Raw genomic sequence first — 19,224 nt, 5'->3', positions numbered from 1 at the left:
TTACACGATTGGATGATGGACAGTGATGAGTTTAGTACCATCAGGGAATGTTGCTTCGATTTCAAGTTCTGTAATCATACTTGCAACACCATCCATAACATCGTCTTCATTTAAAATAGTCTTACCATAGCTCATTAATTCTACGACGGTTTTGCCGTCACGCGCACCTTCTAATAATTCATCGCTGATTAAAGCAAGTGCTTCAGGATGATTTAGTTTCAATCCGCGTGCTTTACGACGTCGTGCAACTTCTGCAGCTACAACTATCATTAACTTATCTTGTTCGCGCTGAGTAAAATGCAAAATTATTCCTTCTTTCCTTTTAAAATGACTGTCCAATTTTTATGTTAGAACTGTTGAAAAGTTTTCACAAGTAATATAGTCTTTCAAATAATTTCAATTTAAAATTAAAATGGATTTATACAATATTTAATTATGTAAAATTATTTTATAAGGCTTATTAATAATGATATCCTTTAAAGGATAAGGATTATATATAAAGGAGTAAGGTGAGTTTGTGAAGTATATAGACATATTTTTGAAAAATGTAGCACAAGTAGTATTAATTAATAATAAATGGACAGGGCTATTTATTTTAATTGGGCTATTTATTGCAGACTGGAAAATTGGTTTAGCGGCAATGTTTGGGAGCTTATTAGCATTATTACTTGCGCCCTATTTTAATTATAGTAGTGAAGAAATTCGTGATGGCTTAGCCGGTTACAATTCGGTACTAACAGCCATTGGACTAGCGTTGTTCTTACAATCTTCGACGTTATCATGGATTGTATTAATTATCGGTGTAACCTTAACGTTACCTGTAGGCGCTGCTGTGCGAGAATTTTTAAAACCCTTTGGCATACCTATGTTAACATTTCCATTTGTGTTGATGACATGGCTCGTTTTAGCAATGACTACACAATTTTCAAAATTACCGGTAACGATTCATATCTTACCGCAAGAGGTTCAACCGCCTGACATTAGTCATAATCACATCAGTTGGTTAAGTGGAATTACGACAAACTTTAGTGAAATTTTCCTTGTAACTTCGGTTATCGGAAGTTTATTAATTATCATCGGTATCTTTATTGGATCGGTTAAAGGTGGTATATTTGCCGTTATCTCAAGTATCTTAGCCGTAATATTTATCGTCTCATTAGGTGGCGATTACCCATCTATTACTAACGGCTTATATGGTTATAACTCTATTCTTACAGGAATTGCGTTAGGTGCTACATTTAAGACGAAATTAAATACATATATTGCCGTCATCACCGGTTTATTATTAACGGTAGTTATGCACGGGGCTATAGCAACTATGCTTGCGCCTGTAGGATTGCCCATCTTCACCGCTCCATTTATCTTCGCAACGTGGTTAGTTATGTTTGCCGGTAGAATAAATGGTCCAGACAAAGCTGAATAATTGTAACAATATGAGCGAAACGTCGAAATCTGTGTGTATAAACTGGATTTCAGTTTCGCTCTTTTTATTTTATTGTCACTCTAGCGTCAACTTGGGTATGATGAACATAAGAGATTAGACAATTATAAAGAGGTGTGACATATGGAGAAACACATTTATATTATTGGTAGTATGTCGATGGATTTAGTAGTAGCGACTGATACTGTTCCTGGAAAAGGGGAAACCGTACTCGGTAAGTCGTTTTTTACTGCTCCAGGAGGTAAAGGTGCCAACCAAGCCGTAGCAGCTGCGCGTTTAGGAGAACATGTACATATGGTAGGTCGCATTGGAAATGATGATTTTGGGGAAGACATTTTCCAAAATTTAAAAAATAATGGTGTTAACGCAGATTATGTAAAACCGACTGAAGGGAAATCGGGCACGGCGCATATTACTTTGAACGATAATGATAACAGTATTATTGTAGTGCCTTCAGCGAATAATAAAGTAACGCCAGACTATGTGCAACATGCATTAGAATCAACTAAGGCGGGAGATATTGTCTTATTGCAACAAGAGATTCCGGCCGACACAGTCGAAGCGGCTGTGAAATATTGTTATGAGCATGATCTGATTTCTATCTTGAATCCGGCGCCTTACAGAGAAATTTCAGACGAGGTGATTGAACAAGCAACGTATATCACGCCGAATGAAACTGAAAGTGAAAACATGTTTGAAGGTGACGTGGATCAAGCATTGGAACGCTATCCTGATAAGTTAATTGTAACGTTAGGAGAACTCGGTGCCGTGTATCATGACGGAACGCAACAAGTTGAAATCAAGGGCTTTAAACGTGAAGTGAAAGACACGACGGGGGCAGGAGACACATTTAACGGTGCACTCGCAGTCGGCTTGCAACGAGGCTATGAATTGCCCAAAGCACTTACCTTTGCCAATCTAGCTGCAAGTCATTCAGTGACAGGCATGGGCGCACAAGGTGGCATGCCTACATTAGAAGATTTACAAGATGATATAGAAGTTTAGAACGTCTTGTTTGAAAATAAAAACATAATTAAGGCTAGGACACTTGTTATAAATGTCCTAGCCTTAATGATTACGATGAGCGAGAATTATTTATCTGCTACATCTAATAATTTTTTCTTTAAATCTTTACGTTCATAGTCAAGAGAATAAGGGTCGTTTAACCAATAGATACCTTCATCAACTTTGAATGTATGACCGTTTTTAACAGCGTCTGTGTTTTTCCAAACGTCTTTATTTTCAAATGATAAGTCAGCGCCTTTAGCTACTGGAGTTACAACATAATCGCCAGTCATTTCTGGGATTTGTTCTTCAGAAATATCAGCTAAATCTTCTTTCTTAGTAGCTTTTTCGACTTTATTTGGCATTGTTAGTCCAAATGAATCGTAAAGAACTTCACTACCGTGACCATATGTTTTACCTAAGACATAGATTTTTTTGTCGAAGTCTTTGATGATAGATACTGTGGCATCTTTACCAATTGCATCTTTGATTTCTTTACCATCGTCTTTTGTTTTATCTTCCCATTGATCAACCCATTCTTGGGCTTTATCTTTCTTGCCAATGATTTTACCTAATTCTAAATGTTGTTCTTTGTAGTCATGTTTCATGTAATCAAATGCAACAGTTGGTGCGATTTTTTTCAATTTTTTAAGGTTTTTATCTGTGTTATATGTAATGATTAAGTCTGGTTTTTCTTTAGTTATAGCTTCTACATTTTCAGGGTCAATTTTCTTAACGTCTTTAAATTTATCTTTTAATACTGAGCTATCATCCACGTTTTTAGCAACGGCTTGAATGTTGGCATCAAGTTCTTTTAATCCACCTGCGTAAGTTGTACCTAGTACTACGATACGTTTAGGGTTTTTAGGGATTTTAACTTTATCTCCTGAATCAGTAGTATATGATTTAGTATCTTTTTTTGAATCTTTTGAAGAACTATCATCGCTGTTGTTGCCACATGCAGCTAATGCAATTACAAAGACTAGTAAAGCCACGAGTAATCTTTTCAACTTTTTCCATCTCCTTTTATATGTATAATGCAAGTATATAGGAAATTTATATTTAATAAAAGGTGAATTTTATGGAATTTGATATACATGACAAATTAGCAATTGTACTTATTTTGGCTTTTTTACTTATTGGGACGATTAATATGTCTGAGGGTCTTGAATTATTTTTAAAAGTTTTAATTTTTATTGTGATTATGATTAATCTTGTTATTAAGCTAGTAAAGAATAGAAAAAGAAAGTTGTAGTGTGTAGGGGCAAGGAAGGTCACTTGTGTTGTGACGCTTTCCTGCGCGAACTTGACGAGCCACGGTCTCGTGCTTCGTTCTTTTGCGCCAGGAGTCGCCCAACACCGTTCAACCTTTCTCGCTTAATAAATAACTCAGGGTAGAGAGTGGTGTTTAAGGCAAGGGGGTTCACTTGTGTTGTGACGCTTTCTTGCGCGAACTCGACGAGCCACGGTCTCGTACTTCGTTCTTTTGCGCTAGGAGTCGCCCAACACCGTTCAATCAAACTATATCAATAAAATCACCCCCGTATGATGGTTGTCATGTGGGGGTGAATGTATGTTTAATCACTTGTGATATAACGTTTTAAGTGTTTGGCGGTAACTGAATTATCAATGTCGAAGATCTCTTTAGGTTGACCAGAATATAATAATTGGCCACCTTTATCTCCGGCAAATGGGCCGATATCGATAAACCAATCGGCTTGTGTCATCATCGTTAAATTATGTTCAATTAAGATAACAGTGTTACCTTCGTCGATAAGATGATTAAAACAATCGATAAGAATTGGTAGGTCATCTTCGTGTAAACCAGTTGTTGGTTCATCAAAGATAAAGGTTTTATCGCTCACATCTTGTGTTAAGTAACGGCTTAATTTGACACGTTGAATCTCCCCGCCAGAGAGGGTGTCGAGAGATTGTCCTAACGTCATATAGTTAAGTCCTGTATCAGCCAACGCCTGAAGCGGGCGTGTGATAGTTGGACTATCTTCAAATTTTTCTATCGCTTCATCTACTGTTAAAGCAAGAATGTCAGCTATTGAATAACCATCTACTGTAGCTTCGAGTACTTCAGGACGATATCTTGTTCCTCCACACATTTCGCACACTTGTGAAAAGTCTGGCATAAACGCAAGCTCCGTTTTCAACACGCCTTTACCATGACATTCTGGGCAAGCACCTTCAGAGTTATAACTAAACATACTTTTCTTAAGGCCGGTGTGTTTACTAAAGAAACTACGCACATCATCGAAAATGTCTAAATAAGTCAGTAAGTTAGAACGGTTAGAAGCATGTACAGGTTTCTGATCAATAAAAATAGCCTCATTATCACGTTCGAATCCAGCTTTTATTAATGAACTTTTACCAGAACCAGCTACGCCAGTAACTACTGTCATCGCATGTTTTGGTAGCTTAGTTGACACATTTTTAAGGTTATTACGGCTAATATTCTCTAATTTAATCATTTCTGTAGCTTCACGTGGTTGTGCTTTAAGTTGATGTTGACGTTTTAAAGCATGACCTGTACTTGTCTCAGAATTAAGTAGCTCGTCATAAGTGCCGGTAAATGTAATGTTACCTCCGTGTTTTCCGGCTAAAGGTCCTAAGTCGATGATATAGTCTGCCGTGTCTATGACGTCAGGGTCATGTTCAACTACTAATACGGTATTACCTTTGTCTTTTAAGGACTGGATAATATTATTAATACGTTGAATGTCTTCCGGATGTAAGCCGACACTCGGTTCATCGATAATATAGACTAAATCGCTTAATGGACTGTTTAAGTGGCGAATTAACTTAATACGTTGTGATTCACCGCCAGATAATGAAGTAGTTTCCCTTGCGAGCGTTAAATAGTTTAATCCTATATAACTGAGCGATTTCAATTGTTGTTGAAGCGGTTCTATAATCACTCGTGCCTTATTTGATTCTATTTTCTCTAAAAATGCTAACGCATCATCGATTTGTAAATTCGTGAATTCTGCAATATTTAAGCTATTGATTTTACAACTTAATACTTTGTCATTTAAACGTTGACCATGACAACTAGGACAATCATGCTTAGAAACTACACGATCAATATCTTCTTTAAAGCGTTTCTTTTCAAAATTATCATTAAGTAAAAATGAACGACGGAATCTATGAATTAAGCCCTCGAATTTCGCAGTTCTTGGCCAGTTAGAAGGTGGGTTCTTCAATTTAGTAGGTTCAGTATAAAGCAGTGTATCCATCTCTTCTTTGGTATAATCTTTTAACTTTTTATCATTATCAAAAAGTCCTGAATATAAGTAGCGTTTACCACGCCAACTGTCAGGTCTAAAAGAAGGGAACTTAATCGCATCTTCATTTAGTGACTTGTTATAATCGAGTAACTCATTTAAATCGATATCTTCCACGTAGCCTAAACCAGAACATGTTTCACACATGCCTTTCGGATTATTAAATGAAAATATATCCGAATAACCGACAAACGGCTCGCCAATTCGAGACCATAGTAAACGTACTGAGGCATAAATATCAGAAATTGTACCTACCGTTGAACGTGAATTACCACCTAGACGTTTCTGGTTAATTACCATGGCGACTGGTAAGTGTTTGATTTGGTCTACGTCAGGTTTCTCATATTGAGTGAGTTGATGTTGGACGTAACTTGAATAGGTTTCATTTAACAAACGTTCTGATTCTGCAGCAACGGTGTTAAATACTAAAGAAGACTTCCCCGAGCCTGACCGCCCTGTAAAAACGGTTAATTGATGTTTTGGAATCGTTACATTTATATTTTTTAAATTATTTTGTTTTGCGCCGATAATCTCTATGTTAGACATGTCCTTCACCTCTTAATAACTGTATTACCCTGAGAGGCTTAGTTTTATCCATGTTGCTATGGAGGTGCTTACTTTTCTAATGGTTTGATTTTAACATCAAGGTTGAAATAGTCTTTTAGAATTTTACGATAGTTGTTAGATGTAACCTTGCTTTTTTCTTTATTGCTTGGTTTGCTTAATGTTAAATGATTAAATGACATCGTAGCGCGACCATAAGTTTGTGGCTTTGTCACAATCAATTGTTGTACAAAGATAGATTCTGGATTTGAAGAATTATATTCAATCATATCCGAAAAATCACTAACTTGTTTAGGCGCATTATAGGCTTGATAGCGTGTAACCCACTCGTCGTTTTCTAACTTTTGTACTTTATAAGTTGCTTCATTTTCAGAAATAGCGCGGAATTCACCTGTAATGTCAGTGACTGGCTGGGTTGGATCTAGGTTAGTAATAGGTAGGGCTTGTAATGGTAAATCTCCAAAGCCTACATCAGCTACGTAATTGACGCCTTCAATTGGGACGACAAGTGACATGTGAGAACCATCTGGACTAAAAGTACCTCCTGGTTGATGCACTGTAGCTGACATGCGATAAACAGTGAATCCTTTTGCATCAAGGTAAGTGCCAAAGAAATGATTCATTTCATAGCAAAAACCACCACGATGCTGGTTAATAATCTTATCGTACAAATCATCGATATCTACAGAGATAGGTACGCCATTTTGGACATTTATATTTTCAAAAGGCACCGTTAACATGTACTGTTTAATGTAATAATTGAGCGCCTCAAGGGTAGGTTCGTTATATTGAGAGGCATCGATATCTAAATAGTGTTCGATTGCTTGAATATTCATGTAATCACAACTCCTTTGTCATGTGTTTTTAGTAGTATATTACCCTGAATAACAAAATAAAAGACCTAGAAGAAACGTGTATTGTTTTTATAGGTCTTTATAGAAATTCTTATAATTCTTGTTTATTAAATATTGAAAGTGACGTGAAGTATGAAATTATAAAAATGATTAATCCAAGAATGGCATATCCAATAACCGCGAATAAAACAATTGGGTTTGTAGCCATTTTTTCAAATGAACCGGATTGGACTAGTATAGGCATTACTGCGAAAAACCATACTGCAAAGAATAAAACGATAGCAATGATTGAAGTAGTAATCATAATAACATTTGAATTTTCAGGCCCAAATTTAAATGTAAAAGGAAAGATTAAAGCATAAGTGGTAGCCATTCCAATTCCAATGCATGCTGATAATAGTGTCATCATAAGATTTTGAGTTGTGGCTAAACAAACAACTACCCCGATGATTAAACCAGTTAAAATAAGTAATCCATAAAAAGCGAAATAAGCTTTAACGTATGTACTTCTGTGAGTAGGTAAAGTCGAAATATAGTACATCCACTTAGAATCTTTCTCTCGTTTGATATTATCTGTTACAGGTGAAATCAACATAATCATTGGCATGAAACATGACATCATTGGACTAACAAAACCAAAAAGAATACTCATAACTATCCCAACAATTAAATACGTGATAAGCGATTTTTTTGAAGCATAAAAGCTACTTAGTAATAAGCCTTTCATTATTTCTCACCTCTCATAAGTAGTTTTGTTGCATCATCAATATTGTCGAGTGGACGCGCGTCTGGTGTTTGAGTACGGTCATTCACAAGAATTTGGCGTTGTCCATTACGTACTCTTGATGCGACTATCATTTCATTAGAAAGGTTAGTTGTATCATTTTCAGGGATTTCAAGGATACCATAATGATTGAGAAGCGAATGTTTATCTTCTTCAAGCACAATTTCTCCGTCTCGCATAAATATTAATTTATTAGCTAATTGTTCAATATCTTCAGAAATATGAGATGAAATTAAGATGCCGTTACCTTCAGAAATATAATCTTCTAAATTCTCGATAACTTCTTCACGACCAGAAACATCCATTCCTGCAGTTGCTTCATCTAGAATTAATAATCTACTCTCGTGTGATAGGGCGATGGCAAGTGCTGCTTTCATACGCATGCCTCGTGAGAACGTTGTAATCTGATTATCAATAGGGAGTTCGAAATCTTTAATAAGACTGAAGAATTTGTCACTATTCCAAGTTTTATAAATGTTCATAAACACTTTATCCATATCTTTAATTGTTAATTTATTAGGGACACGTAAATCATCAAAGACGACTCCGATGTATTCTTTATAGTCATGGTCCTTATCAGACACCAATTGATCAAAAAATGATATGTCGCCAGAATCTTTAAAACGGTTACCGACTAAAGTATTAATTAATGATGATTTACCCGAACCGTTCTTACCGATTAAACCGATTACTTCGCCAGGGTGTAGTGTAAAAGAGATGTCATGCAATTGAAACTGAGATTTCTCGTAAGACTTGTTAAGATGTAGTACTTGCAATAGATGTTTCATAGTAATCCTCTCTTTCTTTTTTTGAAAATAATAAAATATAATATTGTTACTTTTATCATAGTATATTTTTATTAATAATTAACTATGATTTGTAAAATTTACGTACTTTTAATAAATATCCAAAACTATTATAAATAAATGAAATCGTTAAGAATAAAATGCCTAACGTTTGATTTGAACCGGTGCCCATTGCATAAATGCCAAGAAACATAATTCCAGCCATTAATAACACTAGGTTTATTTGATAATTTTTATACATGCCAAGTAAGGCGATATGACGTTCACCATCATCGAGTAAGTTTAAAGTTTTCTCAGTATAATTTTTTTCTCCTATTTTAGGGTAGCGTGTATCAAAACGACGATTAAAGAATCCATCCATAATCGAAGGGACACATGTTAATAGAATTGGAATCATAGCGTACAGAATATCACTATCGGAACCTTTACCTAAGACAATTAATAGCATACATAAAAAACTAATTGTCATTTGTAGATAAATAATTATTTTTGCTTGATTGTACTTTAAGTTGGCTTTCTTTTCATACGTGTCTGCATCATCGTCTTCAATTGATTGAAGGGAATGGCGTTTAAATTTAAGCGCATCATTTTGAACTTTCCATAAATAAATTGTCAATCCAATGATTAAAAGAGAAGCAATTATAAAAATAATCATGTTTTGGGTATGAGAGAAACTAGCGTTCGCTATAAATGAACCTATGCTATCCATCCCTCCACCTATAACGCCTCCAATAAGTCCTCCGATAACAAGTGATAGTAAGTATCTGCGTACCTTCATAGATCTTCCTCCTCGAATATAAATACATTTTCAACGTGTTCATTAAATATTCGTGCAATTTTGACTGCAGTTAAAATAGATGGCATGAAATCGTTACGTTCAATTAAAGAAACAGTTTGACGTGAAATGCCAGCTTTTTTTGCGAGTTGTGTTTGGTTATAACCATCACGTGCACGTAATTCTTTTAAGCGATTTCGCAAGTTGATCAACTCCTTACCTAAAACGATATACTATCTTAATCATTTTGACAACTATATTAGTCAAAATGACATAAATTAATTGCATTTACTATTATAAAAGGAGCCTCCGGGTTGTCTGAAGTTAGACATCCGAGAGGCTTATTAAAGCGATGATGACAGGATTTAAAACAGTAGTACAGAGATTAGTATTTAAACGATTACTTCAAAATCAATGACTTGAGGAATAGTGAATACGTCGTGTTTAGTCATAAAATTTATTAAAATTTGTGCGCCTTCTTCTTGAATATCTTTAATTACAGGTGCATTCGCAAACATTTTATAATTGCCACCACCTACAGCGCGATAATTGTTCACACAAATAGTGTAGAATTCTTCTGGATTTAGAGGCTTTTGACCCACTTTAATATTATTAACACGTTGACCGATGGGTTGTCCTACTTGAATGGTATACGTCATACCACCATAAATATCATAGTTGTAATGTTGTGGTTTAGGATATAAATAATTTTCGTTCACAGTTATATGATTATTGTTATCTAAAGCAAAATAACTTGCTGATTGTTCTAATGCTTCTTTAATTTGAAACCCTGAAAGTTTTAATACTTGGAATGTATTAGGGAAAGGGCAGTTATTTATAATCTCACGCATAGTCACTTGTTGATTAAATCCTGTTGCTGAATCGAATAATGCGGTACTAGCTATATCTGCACCACTTTTCTCTAATAAAATGTAGTTCAGTAAATTGAGAAAAGGGTGTGGCTGTCTACGAGCTTCAAATTTATCGTTAATTAACATTGGTTCAGACAGTGTAGTGATATTAGTATCTAGCCAATCTTCTAAATGAGTTAGTAACGAAGCGTCTTGCTCTAAAAGAGTAAGTTCTATATCTGAAGTTACTGGTAAGAGTTTGGCTTCTTTTTCAATTATTTGGCGATGATGATTAAGGGTTAATGTGACTTGGCCAACTTGAGTAGCGCGTGTACCTGGTTGGATAACGGCAACATCATGTTTAATCATCGCGATTTCACGATGTTGATGACCTGTGATAAGGACATCTATATCTTTATGGAATTGATTTAAAATAGCAGAGGCTTCATTTTCACCTGTTAAATCTTCGGTAGGTTCATTGTTTTCAAGATCTCTTTCAAAGCCACCATGATATGAGATGACCACGATATCAGATTGTTTACGTACTTCAGGTAATAAGCGTTTAAGTGTATCGACAGCGCTTGTGAATGTTAAGTCTTTAATATGCGCCGGATTTTCCCAGTTTGGGATATATTGTGTCGTTACACCAATTACGCCGATAGTTAGCCCACCTTTTTCAAAATAATAAACCCCGTCACCAGTAAAAGGCAGATTCTGATTATCTAAAATATTGGCACATAACACTGGATGGTTGAGACGATTTAATGTGTCTTTAAGATAAGAAAATCCATAATTAAATTCATGGTTACCGATAGTACCAAAATCAAAATTAAGGCGATTATAAATGTCAGTTAGCGACTTACTAGAACCCAATTCAGAGATTAAGTAATTACACAATGGGGCGCCTTGTAAGAAATCGCCATTATCAATTTTCAGACTATAATCATCATGTGAACGTTCTTCTTCAATTAACTGGTTTGCCTTGAGTAACCCCATAGGTAACGCTTGGTTACGTTGCGAAAAATCCGTTGGAAATATGTAGCCATGCACATCGCTAACAATATAAAAAGAGAGTTGTGTCATAATCATCATCCTTTCGAAAATAAGCTAATAAATAGGGGGTAAAGATATTTTAATTATCGATTATAGAGACAATTTAATTATAAACTATTGAGTAGTGACAGTGACTAACACTTTATTTTTAATCATCTATCTTTGTAGTATTACCTCAAATATATAAATTGTGATTTAGAAAAATTATAGTGTAAATACAAAAGTATAATAGATGAATAAAGCAATATTTAACTATTTTTTACAATACCTCAACACTTTAAATATTTTTTATATAATATTAACTATTATTAAATACCATTGGAATTAATGTTGTGCTAATCTTAAATTATCGGATTATTTAATAGATTCGAGATTTTTTACATAATGAACGGGGGCTTTAAGCAATGAAAAAATTAACATATCTTTTAATTATGGCGTTATCCATTATTATTTTTGCGGCAGCTTGTGGAAATAATAGTTCTTTGGATAGTAAAGAGGATAGCTCTAATAGTGGTTCGGATAAAGATGGATACACACCTAAGAAGTTAACAGTACAATTTGTGCCTTCTCAAAACGCAGACAAATTAGAAGCAAAAGCAAAACCACTTGAAAAATTATTATCCAAGAAATTAAATATTCCAGTTAAAGTATCTGTATCAACAAACTATAATACTATCGTTGAAGCAATGAAATCTAAGAAAGTAGACGTCGGTTTCTTGCCACCAACAGCTTACACATTAGCACACGATCAAAAAGCAGCTGATTTATTGTTACAAGCTCAACGTTATGGAGTTAAAGATGATGGTTCTAGCTCAGATAAATTAGTAAAAGATTATAAATCAGAGATTCTAGTGAAAAAGGATTCAGGAATTGACAGTTTGAAAGATTTAAAAAATAAAAAGATTGCATTACAAGATGTAACGTCAACAGCAGGTTACACTTTCCCAATTGCCACACTTAAAAAAGAGGCGGGTATCGATGCGACTAAAGATATGAAAATTGTAAATGTAAAAGGGCATGACCAAGCGATTATTTCATTATTAAATGGGGATGTTGATGCAGCAGCAGTCTTCCAAGATGCACGTAATATTGTGAAAAAAGATCAACCAAATGTATTTAAAGATACTAAAATCCTTAAACTAACAGAACCTATCCCTAATGATACGATTTCAGTTCGTCCAGATATGAATAAAGATTTCCAAGACAAATTGAAAAAAGCATTTAAAGATATTTCTAAAACGAAAGAAGGACATAAAATTATTAGCGAAGTATATTCTCACGAAGGATATACAGATGCTAAAGATTCAGATTTCGATATTGTAAGAAAATATGAAAAAGAAGTCCAAGATATGAAATAAAGTCATTTTCTTACTATCTAAATGAACCGACATGAATTAAACAAGTAATCTAGAAAGAGGCTAGGACATATAAATAGAGTAAAATAATGGGATATTAATCTTATTTTATACACTATTAGAGTCCCGACCTCTTTCTCTTTATAAAAGAAGGGTGTTAAAAATGAGTCAAATTGAGTTTAAGGAAGTCAATAAGGTTTATCCTAATGGACATGTAGGATTAAAAAATATTAACTTAAATATTGAAAAGGGCGACTTCGCAGTTATAGTAGGGTTATCGGGTGCAGGTAAGTCTACACTTTTAAGAGCGGTGAATCGATTACATGATGTTACCTCTGGTGAAATATTTATAGAAGGTAAATCGATTACAAAAGCCTCAAATAAAGAATTATTATTAATGCGTCGAAACATTGGTATGATTTTTCAACATTTTAACCTAGTCAAACGTTCTTCAGTTTTACGTAATGTTTTAAGTGGTCGTGTAGGTTATCACCCAACTTGGAAAATGGTGTTAGGTTTATTTCCAAAAGAAGATAAATTAAAAGCGATGAATGCGTTGGATAGGGTGAATATTTTAGACAAATGTAATCAACGTTCAGATGAGTTGTCAGGAGGACAACAACAACGTATTTCTATCGCACGTGCTTTAGCTCAAGAAGCGTCAATCATTTTAGCAGATGAGCCTGTTGCTTCGCTTGACCCTTTAACGACTAAACAAGTTATGGATGATTTAAAACGAATTAATGAAGAATTAGGTATCACAATCTTAATTAACCTGCACTTTGTGGATTTAGCACTTGAGTATGGTACTCGGATCATTGGACTACGCGCAGGCGAGGTAGTCTATGATGGCCCGGCACATGAAGCAACAGAAGACGTATTTAATGAGATATATGGACGCGAGCTTAAAGCTGATGAAAAGCTAGGGGTGGAGTAAAATGAGTACAACCACTACTAATAAATACGACCAATATTTAAATAAAAAAATGTCACTAAAGACAAGTTTCTCTGTTCTTATTGTTGCTATATTAGTAATCTGGAGTTTTTTATATACTGGTTTTAGTTTTGGCGATTTATTGATTGGACTTCCCCAAATTGGAAAATTTTTCGCTCAAATGGTACCACCTGATTGGTCTTATATACATACAGTTTTGAAACCAATGCTAGATACAATTCGAATGGCTATTGTAGGGACATTTCTAGGTGCAATTGTTTCTATTCCTATATCGTTAATTTGCGCAAATAATATTATTAAAACAAGGTGGATTACTATACCAGCAAGGTTTATTTTAAATATAGTACGTACTATCCCGGATTTATTATTAGCGTCAGTTTTTGTAGCGATATTTGGAATTGGCCAAATTCCCGGAGTCTTAGCCTTGTTTATTTTAACGATAAGCGTTATAGCTAAATTGTTTTATGAATCATTAGAAACTATTGATGAAGGACCTATGGAAGCTATGACTGCTGTAGGAGCGAATAAAATAAAATGGATTATGTTTGGGGTAGTGCCACAAACAATTTCAATATTTCTATCGTATGTTCTATTCGCTTTCGAAATTAATATTCGTGCCTCAGCTGTTTTAGGACTAGTGGGAGCTGGTGGTATTGGTTTATTTTACGATTCAACGCTAGGTTTATTTCAGTATCCTAAAACGGCGATGATTATTCTGTTCACACTAGTAATTGTGGTCATCATTGACTATGTCAGTTCGAAAGTGAGGGAACATCTCGTATGATACAAGAAGAGAAACATTTGGAGGAGAAGTATCTTTTAAAAACTAAAAAGCAAAAGCAACAAGTAATAAAAAATTGGATTATTGTATTAATTGTATTAGCAATTATTGCTTGGGGATTCACTGGAATGCCAGCTTTAGAATTAAAGTCTAAATCTATTGAAATCTTAAGATCAATTTTCTATGGTTTATTTCACCCTGATTGGAAATATGTATATATCCCTGCTGGTGAAGATTTGTTACGAGGTTTACTCGAAACATTTGCTATTGCGGTGATTGGTACGTTTATTGCAGCGATAATGTGTATTCCATTTGCATTTTTAGGTGCTCATAACCTTGTTAAATTTCGTCCAGTAAGTGGTATCACTAAGTTTTTACTAAGTGTAATTCGTGTATTCCCTGAAATAGTAATGGCGCTTATCTTCATCAAAGCAGTGGGACCAGGTTCGTTTTCAGGGGTATTAGCTTTAGGAATACATTCAATCGGTATGCTAGGTAAACTGTTTGTTGAGGACATCGAAAGTTTAGATTTCACATCAATAGAATCGTTAAAGGCTAGTGGAGCGAACAAAACCAAAACATTAGTGTTTGCAGTTATTCCGCAAATTCTGCCTTCATTTTTATCTCTCGTTTTATATCGCTTTGAATTAAACTTACGTTCGGCTTCTATACTAGGTTTAATTGGCGCTGGGGGGATAGGTACTCCGTTAATCTTTGCATTACAAACACGTTCTTGGGACCGCGTTGGAGTTATTCTAATTGGTTTAGTGATAATGGTCGCCGTCGTAGATTTGATTTCAGGAGCTATCCGCAAACGTATAATTTAATCCTTTAAATAATATATTCTAAGAAAATAAATTATGTATAACCCCAAAAGTTAGATGATTAATGTCTACTTTTGGGGTTTACTTTTTAACTTTTGCTCTCATATTTCTCCAATTTTCCTCCCGTTATTTCAGAAATTACCAGATACAACTAAATTAGATAAAATTAATATAGAATTTGTTAATTATTAAATACTATTTATGTCGATATTATGATACTCTTATATTGTCAAGTGATTTGACACCATAGAAGACTTTTCATATTGAACGGGGGCATTATGTAATGAAAAAAATCACTTATCTTTTAGTAATGGCTATGGCAATCCTTATTTTTGCGACAGCTTGTGGAAATAATAGTTCTTTAAGCAACAAAGATAATAGTTCTGACAGTGGTTCAGGCAAAGATGGCTATACGCCTAAAGAATTAAAAGTTCAATTCGTACCATCTCAAAACGCTGGCACGTTAGAAGCGAAAGCTAAGCCACTTGAAAAAATATTATCTAAAGAGTTAAATATTCCAGTTAAAGTATCAGTATCAACAAACTACAATACTATTGTAGAAGCAATGAAATCTAAACAAGTAGATGTTGGTTTCTTACCTCCAACAGCTTATACGTTAGCGCATGATCAAAAAGTTGCGGATTTATTATTAATGGCTCAACGTTATGGGGTTAATTTCGATGGGTCTGAATCTAAAGAGCTTGTGAAAAACTATAAATCAGAAATTATAGTTAAGAAAAATTCAGGTATCAATAGCTTGAAAGATTTAAAAAATAAAAAAATTGCATTACAAGAAGTAACTTCTACATCAGGTTATACTTTCCCAGCTGCAACACTTAAAGAAAAAGCAGGTCTCGACGTGACTAAAGACATGAAAGTGATCAATGTAAAAGGTCATGACCAAGCGGTAATTTCATTATTAAATGGTGACGTTGATGCAGCTGCAGTTTATCAAGATGCACGTAGTTTAGTGAAAAAAGACCAACCTAATGTATTTAAAGATACTAAAATTATTAAAATAACTGAACCAATTCCTAATGATACAATTTCAGTACGTTCAGATATGAATAAAGATTTCCAAGAGAAATTAAAACAAGCATTTAAAAATTTAGCTAAAACAAAAGAAGGTCATGACATTATTAGTGAAATATATGGTCATGAAAGTTATGTAGAAGCGCAAGATTCTGATTTTGATATTGTTAGAAAATATGAAAAACAAGTTCAAGATATGAAGTAATGTGACTTGTTTATTACTTAAATAAAAGCTAATTCAAGCACAATTAAATAAGCGATATAGAAAGAGGCTAGGGCATATAAATAGTAAGAGTTTAGGTCATTAACCACATAAGTTTGAAACCGATGAACGGTACTTTAAAGTAAGGTTTTGTCCTATCTCTACTTAATGTCCCGACCTCTTTCTTTTTATAAAAGAAGGGTGTTAAAAATGAGTCAAATTGAATTTAAAGAGGTCAATAAGATTTATTCTAACGGGCACGTGGGGTTAAAAAATATAAACTTAAATATCGAAAAGGGGGACTTCGCAGTCATTGTAGGGTTATCTGGCGCAGGTAAATCTACATTGTTAAGAGCTGTGAATCGTTTGCATGACGTGACATCAGGTGACATTACTATCGAAGGTAAATCAATTACTAAAGCGTCAGGTAAAGAATTATTACTTATGCGACGCAATATCGGTATGATTTCTCAACAATTTAATTTAGTGAAACGCTCTTCAGTTCTACGCAATGTTTTAAGTGGTCGCGTCGGCTATCACCCCACTTGGAAAATGGTGTTAGGACTATTTCCAAAAGAAGATAAAATCAAAGCAATGCATGCATTAGATCGAGTAAATATCCTAGATAAATGTAATCAACGTTCAGATGAATTATCAGGCGGACAACAACAACGTATTTCTATTGCGCGCGCTTTAGCCCAAGAGCCTTCGATTATTCTTGCCGATGAGCCAGTAGCATCATTAGATCCTTTAACAACGAAACAAGTTATGGACGATTTGAAAAGAATTAACGAAGAGTTAGGGATTACAATTTTAATCAACTTACACTTTGTCGATTTAGCACTAGAGTATGGGACTCGAATCATAGGTTTACGTGATGGCGAGTTAGTTTATGATGGACCTGCAAGCGAAGCAACAGAAGAAATATTTAATGACATTTACGGCCGTGCGCTTAAAGAAGATGAAAAGCTAGGGGTGGACTAATATGACAACACCTACAACAAATAAATATGATCAATATTTAAATAAGAAATTATCTCTTAAAACAAGTTTCTCTATTCTAATAGTGATGGTTCTAGTGGTATGGAGTTTTTTATACACTGGTTTTAGCTTTAGCGACTTATTGGTGGGGCTTCCTCAAATCGGTAATTTCTTTGTACAAATGGTACCACCTGACTGGTCTTACATACACGCCATTATGCAACCAATGTTAGATACCATTCGCATGGCTATTGTAGGAACATTTCTAGGGGCGATTGCGTCTATTCCTATATCTTTAATTTGTGCGAGTAATATCATCAAAACGAAATGGATAACGATTCCTGCACGTTTTATTTTAAATATCTTACGAACAATTCCTGATTTATTGTTAGCCTCAGTTTTCGTAGCCGTTTTCGGTATTGGTCAAGTGCCTGGGGTGTTAGCGTTATTTATTTTATCAATATGTATCATAGCTAAATTATTTTATGAATCACTAGAAACAATTGATCCAGGACCTATGGAAGCTATGACTGCCGTAGGAGCTAATAAAGTAAAGTGGATTATGTTTGGCGTTATCCCACAAACTGTTTCAATATTCTTATCTTACGTATTATTCTCTTTCGAAATTAATATTCGTGCTTCTGCAGTATTAGGACTCGTAGGAGCAGGTGGTATTGGTCTGTTTTATGATTCAACACTAGGTTTATTCCTATATGCTAAAACAGCGATGATTATTTTATTCACACTTGTCATTGTGGTCATTATTGACTACGTGAGTTCGAAAGTGAGGGAACAATTGGTATGACACAAGATAAGTATGATTTAGAACAAAAATATCTTTTAAAAACGAAAAGTAATAAGCGAAAGCTCATTAAGAACTGGGCTATTGCATTTGTGGTTATCATTATTATCGCTTGGGGATTTGCAGGCATACCTTTATTACATTTAAAATCTCAATCTATCGACATATTAAAGTCTATTTTCTATGGGCTATTTCATCCAGATTTTGGTTATGTATATATTCCAGAAGGAGAGGACTTATTACGTGGGTTGTTAGAAACATTTGCTATTGCAGTCATCGGTACATTTATTGCAGCAATTATCTGCATTCCATTCGCATTCTTAGGGGCACGTAATTTAGTTAAAGTACGTCCAGTAAGTGGAACAACAAAATTTTTGCTAAGTGTTATTCGAGTTTTTCCAGAAATAATCATGGCACTTATCTTTATTAAAGCAGTAGGTCCAGGGTCATTCTCTGGGGTATTAGCCTTAGGTATTCACTCAGTGGGTATGCTAGGTAAATTATTTGTAGAGGAAATTGAAAGTCTAGACTTCACTGCAGTAGAATCATTAAAAGCAAGTGGTGCCAATAAGATCAAAACTTTGGTATTTGCGGTTATTCCTCAAATACTGCCATCATTTTTATCGCTTATTTTATATCGCTTTGAATTAAATCTTCGTTCAGCTTCGATTTTAGGTCTGATTGGCGCTGGGGGAATCGGTACACCATTAATCTTTGCACTACAAACACGTTCTTGGGACCGTGTCGGTATTATTTTAATTGGCTTAGTTATTATGGTGGCTATCGTAGATTTAATTTCAGGTGCACTTCGTAAACGCATTGTTTAATATTTTTAGACGAGAGGTAGGGCTCCATTAATCAGCTTT

At 34.6% G+C, this 19,224-nt stretch carries 19 protein-coding genes; 10 read left to right on the top strand and 9 right to left on the bottom strand.

Translation table 11 applies throughout. The features are described from left to right. On the bottom strand, positions 1-303 hold the full coding sequence (locus FH144_RS01075) for an urease subunit gamma (protein WP_242313316.1): 303 nt from the start codon (positions 301-303) through the stop codon (positions 1-3). A gap of 214 nt (positions 304-517) precedes the next feature. Between FH144_RS01075 and yut the strand changes: the two genes are divergently transcribed. Both yut and rbsK read left to right on the top strand, forming a co-directional pair. Continuing rightward, positions 518-1,423, top strand: coding sequence for an urea transporter (yut, locus tag FH144_RS01070; RefSeq protein WP_242313315.1), 906 nt, complete (start codon positions 518-520; stop codon positions 1,421-1,423). Positions 1,424-1,564: 141 nt separating this feature from the next. Continuing rightward, positions 1,565-2,446 carry a ribokinase gene (gene rbsK / locus FH144_RS01065; RefSeq protein WP_242313314.1) on the top strand — a complete coding sequence of 294 codons (882 nt, stop codon included), beginning with the start codon at positions 1,565-1,567 and terminating at the stop codon, positions 2,444-2,446. 86 nt (positions 2,447-2,532) lie between these two features. Here the strand turns inward: rbsK and FH144_RS01060 are convergent, their stop codons facing one another. From FH144_RS01060 to FH144_RS01025, 8 genes are all read right to left on the bottom strand, one after another. After that, positions 2,533-3,456, bottom strand: a complete 924-nt coding sequence (locus FH144_RS01060; RefSeq protein ID WP_242313313.1) for an ABC transporter substrate-binding protein — start codon at positions 3,454-3,456, stop codon at positions 2,533-2,535. A 567-nt stretch (positions 3,457-4,023) separates the two neighbouring features. After that, entirely contained in the window at positions 4,024-6,285 is a 2,262-nt protein-coding gene (locus tag FH144_RS01055) for an ATP-binding cassette domain-containing protein (RefSeq protein WP_242313312.1), read from the bottom strand. Positions 6,286-6,353: 68 nt separating this feature from the next. Further along, positions 6,354-7,139 (bottom strand): arylamine N-acetyltransferase family protein, encoded by a 786-nt coding sequence (locus tag FH144_RS01050; protein ID WP_242313311.1) that lies wholly within the window; start codon positions 7,137-7,139, stop codon positions 6,354-6,356. Between the two features lie 109 nt (positions 7,140-7,248). After that, positions 7,249-7,884: an ABC-2 transporter permease gene (locus FH144_RS01045; RefSeq protein ID WP_242313310.1), complete on the bottom strand. Its 636-nt coding sequence runs from the start codon at positions 7,882-7,884 to the stop codon at positions 7,249-7,251. Then, on the bottom strand, positions 7,884-8,729 hold the full coding sequence (locus FH144_RS01040; protein ID WP_242313309.1) for an ABC transporter ATP-binding protein: 846 nt from the start codon (positions 8,727-8,729) through the stop codon (positions 7,884-7,886). The genes FH144_RS01045 and FH144_RS01040 overlap by 1 nt, the downstream gene beginning before the upstream one ends. A gap of 82 nt (positions 8,730-8,811) precedes the next feature. Further along, on the bottom strand, positions 8,812-9,525 hold the full coding sequence (locus tag FH144_RS01035; protein WP_242313308.1) for a DUF3169 family protein: 714 nt from the start codon (positions 9,523-9,525) through the stop codon (positions 8,812-8,814). Beyond that, the gene (locus tag FH144_RS01030) at positions 9,522-9,725 is read right to left on the bottom strand and encodes a helix-turn-helix transcriptional regulator (protein ID WP_103165535.1); all 204 of its coding nucleotides are present in this window, start codon (positions 9,723-9,725) and stop codon (positions 9,522-9,524) included. Before FH144_RS01030 ends, FH144_RS01035 begins: the two co-directional genes overlap by 4 nt. 189 nt (positions 9,726-9,914) lie before the next feature. Beyond that, a complete protein-coding gene (locus FH144_RS01025) occupies positions 9,915-11,456 on the bottom strand; it encodes a bifunctional metallophosphatase/5'-nucleotidase (protein WP_242313307.1) in 1,542 nt (513 codons plus the stop codon). A gap of 374 nt (positions 11,457-11,830) precedes the next feature. On the opposite strand from FH144_RS01025, the gene FH144_RS01020 reads away from it, so the two are divergent. The 8 genes from FH144_RS01020 to phnE (FH144_RS00985) all read left to right on the top strand — a co-directional run bounded on the left by FH144_RS01020 (position 11,831) and on the right by phnE (FH144_RS00985) (position 19,185). Then, on the top strand, positions 11,831-12,784 hold the full coding sequence (locus FH144_RS01020; protein WP_242313306.1) for a phosphate/phosphite/phosphonate ABC transporter substrate-binding protein: 954 nt from the start codon (positions 11,831-11,833) through the stop codon (positions 12,782-12,784). A gap of 160 nt (positions 12,785-12,944) precedes the next feature. Next, positions 12,945-13,718, top strand: a complete 774-nt coding sequence (gene phnC / locus FH144_RS01015) for a phosphonate ABC transporter ATP-binding protein (RefSeq protein ID WP_242313305.1) — start codon at positions 12,945-12,947, stop codon at positions 13,716-13,718. 1 nt (position 13,719) lies between these two features. Further along, the gene (gene phnE / locus FH144_RS01010) at positions 13,720-14,520 is read left to right on the top strand and encodes a phosphonate ABC transporter, permease protein PhnE (RefSeq protein ID WP_242313304.1); all 801 of its coding nucleotides are present in this window, start codon (positions 13,720-13,722) and stop codon (positions 14,518-14,520) included. Next, on the top strand, positions 14,517-15,344 hold the full coding sequence (gene phnE / locus FH144_RS01005) for a phosphonate ABC transporter, permease protein PhnE (RefSeq protein WP_242313303.1): 828 nt from the start codon (positions 14,517-14,519) through the stop codon (positions 15,342-15,344). The genes phnE (FH144_RS01010) and phnE (FH144_RS01005) overlap by 4 nt, the downstream gene beginning before the upstream one ends. A gap of 280 nt (positions 15,345-15,624) precedes the next feature. Beyond that, the gene (locus tag FH144_RS01000; protein ID WP_198611776.1) at positions 15,625-16,578 is read left to right on the top strand and encodes a phosphate/phosphite/phosphonate ABC transporter substrate-binding protein; all 954 of its coding nucleotides are present in this window, start codon (positions 15,625-15,627) and stop codon (positions 16,576-16,578) included. A gap of 207 nt (positions 16,579-16,785) precedes the next feature. Next, a complete protein-coding gene (gene phnC / locus FH144_RS00995) occupies positions 16,786-17,559 on the top strand; it encodes a phosphonate ABC transporter ATP-binding protein (protein ID WP_242313302.1) in 774 nt (257 codons plus the stop codon). Position 17,560: 1 nt separating this feature from the next. Further along, complete coding sequence (phnE, locus tag FH144_RS00990) at positions 17,561-18,361, top strand: phosphonate ABC transporter, permease protein PhnE (RefSeq protein WP_242313301.1); 801 nt, start codon at positions 17,561-17,563, stop codon at positions 18,359-18,361. Beyond that, entirely contained in the window at positions 18,358-19,185 is an 828-nt protein-coding gene (gene phnE, locus FH144_RS00985) for a phosphonate ABC transporter, permease protein PhnE (RefSeq protein ID WP_242313300.1), read from the top strand. The genes phnE (FH144_RS00990) and phnE (FH144_RS00985) overlap by 4 nt, the downstream gene beginning before the upstream one ends. The last annotated feature ends 39 nt before the right edge of the window (positions 19,186-19,224 follow it).

This window comes from Staphylococcus sp. acrmy, from assembly GCF_022690565.1.
Lineage (GTDB): Bacteria > Bacillota > Bacilli > Staphylococcales > Staphylococcaceae > Staphylococcus > Staphylococcus caledonicus.
This window is presented reverse-complemented; position numbering and strand designations above follow the sequence as displayed.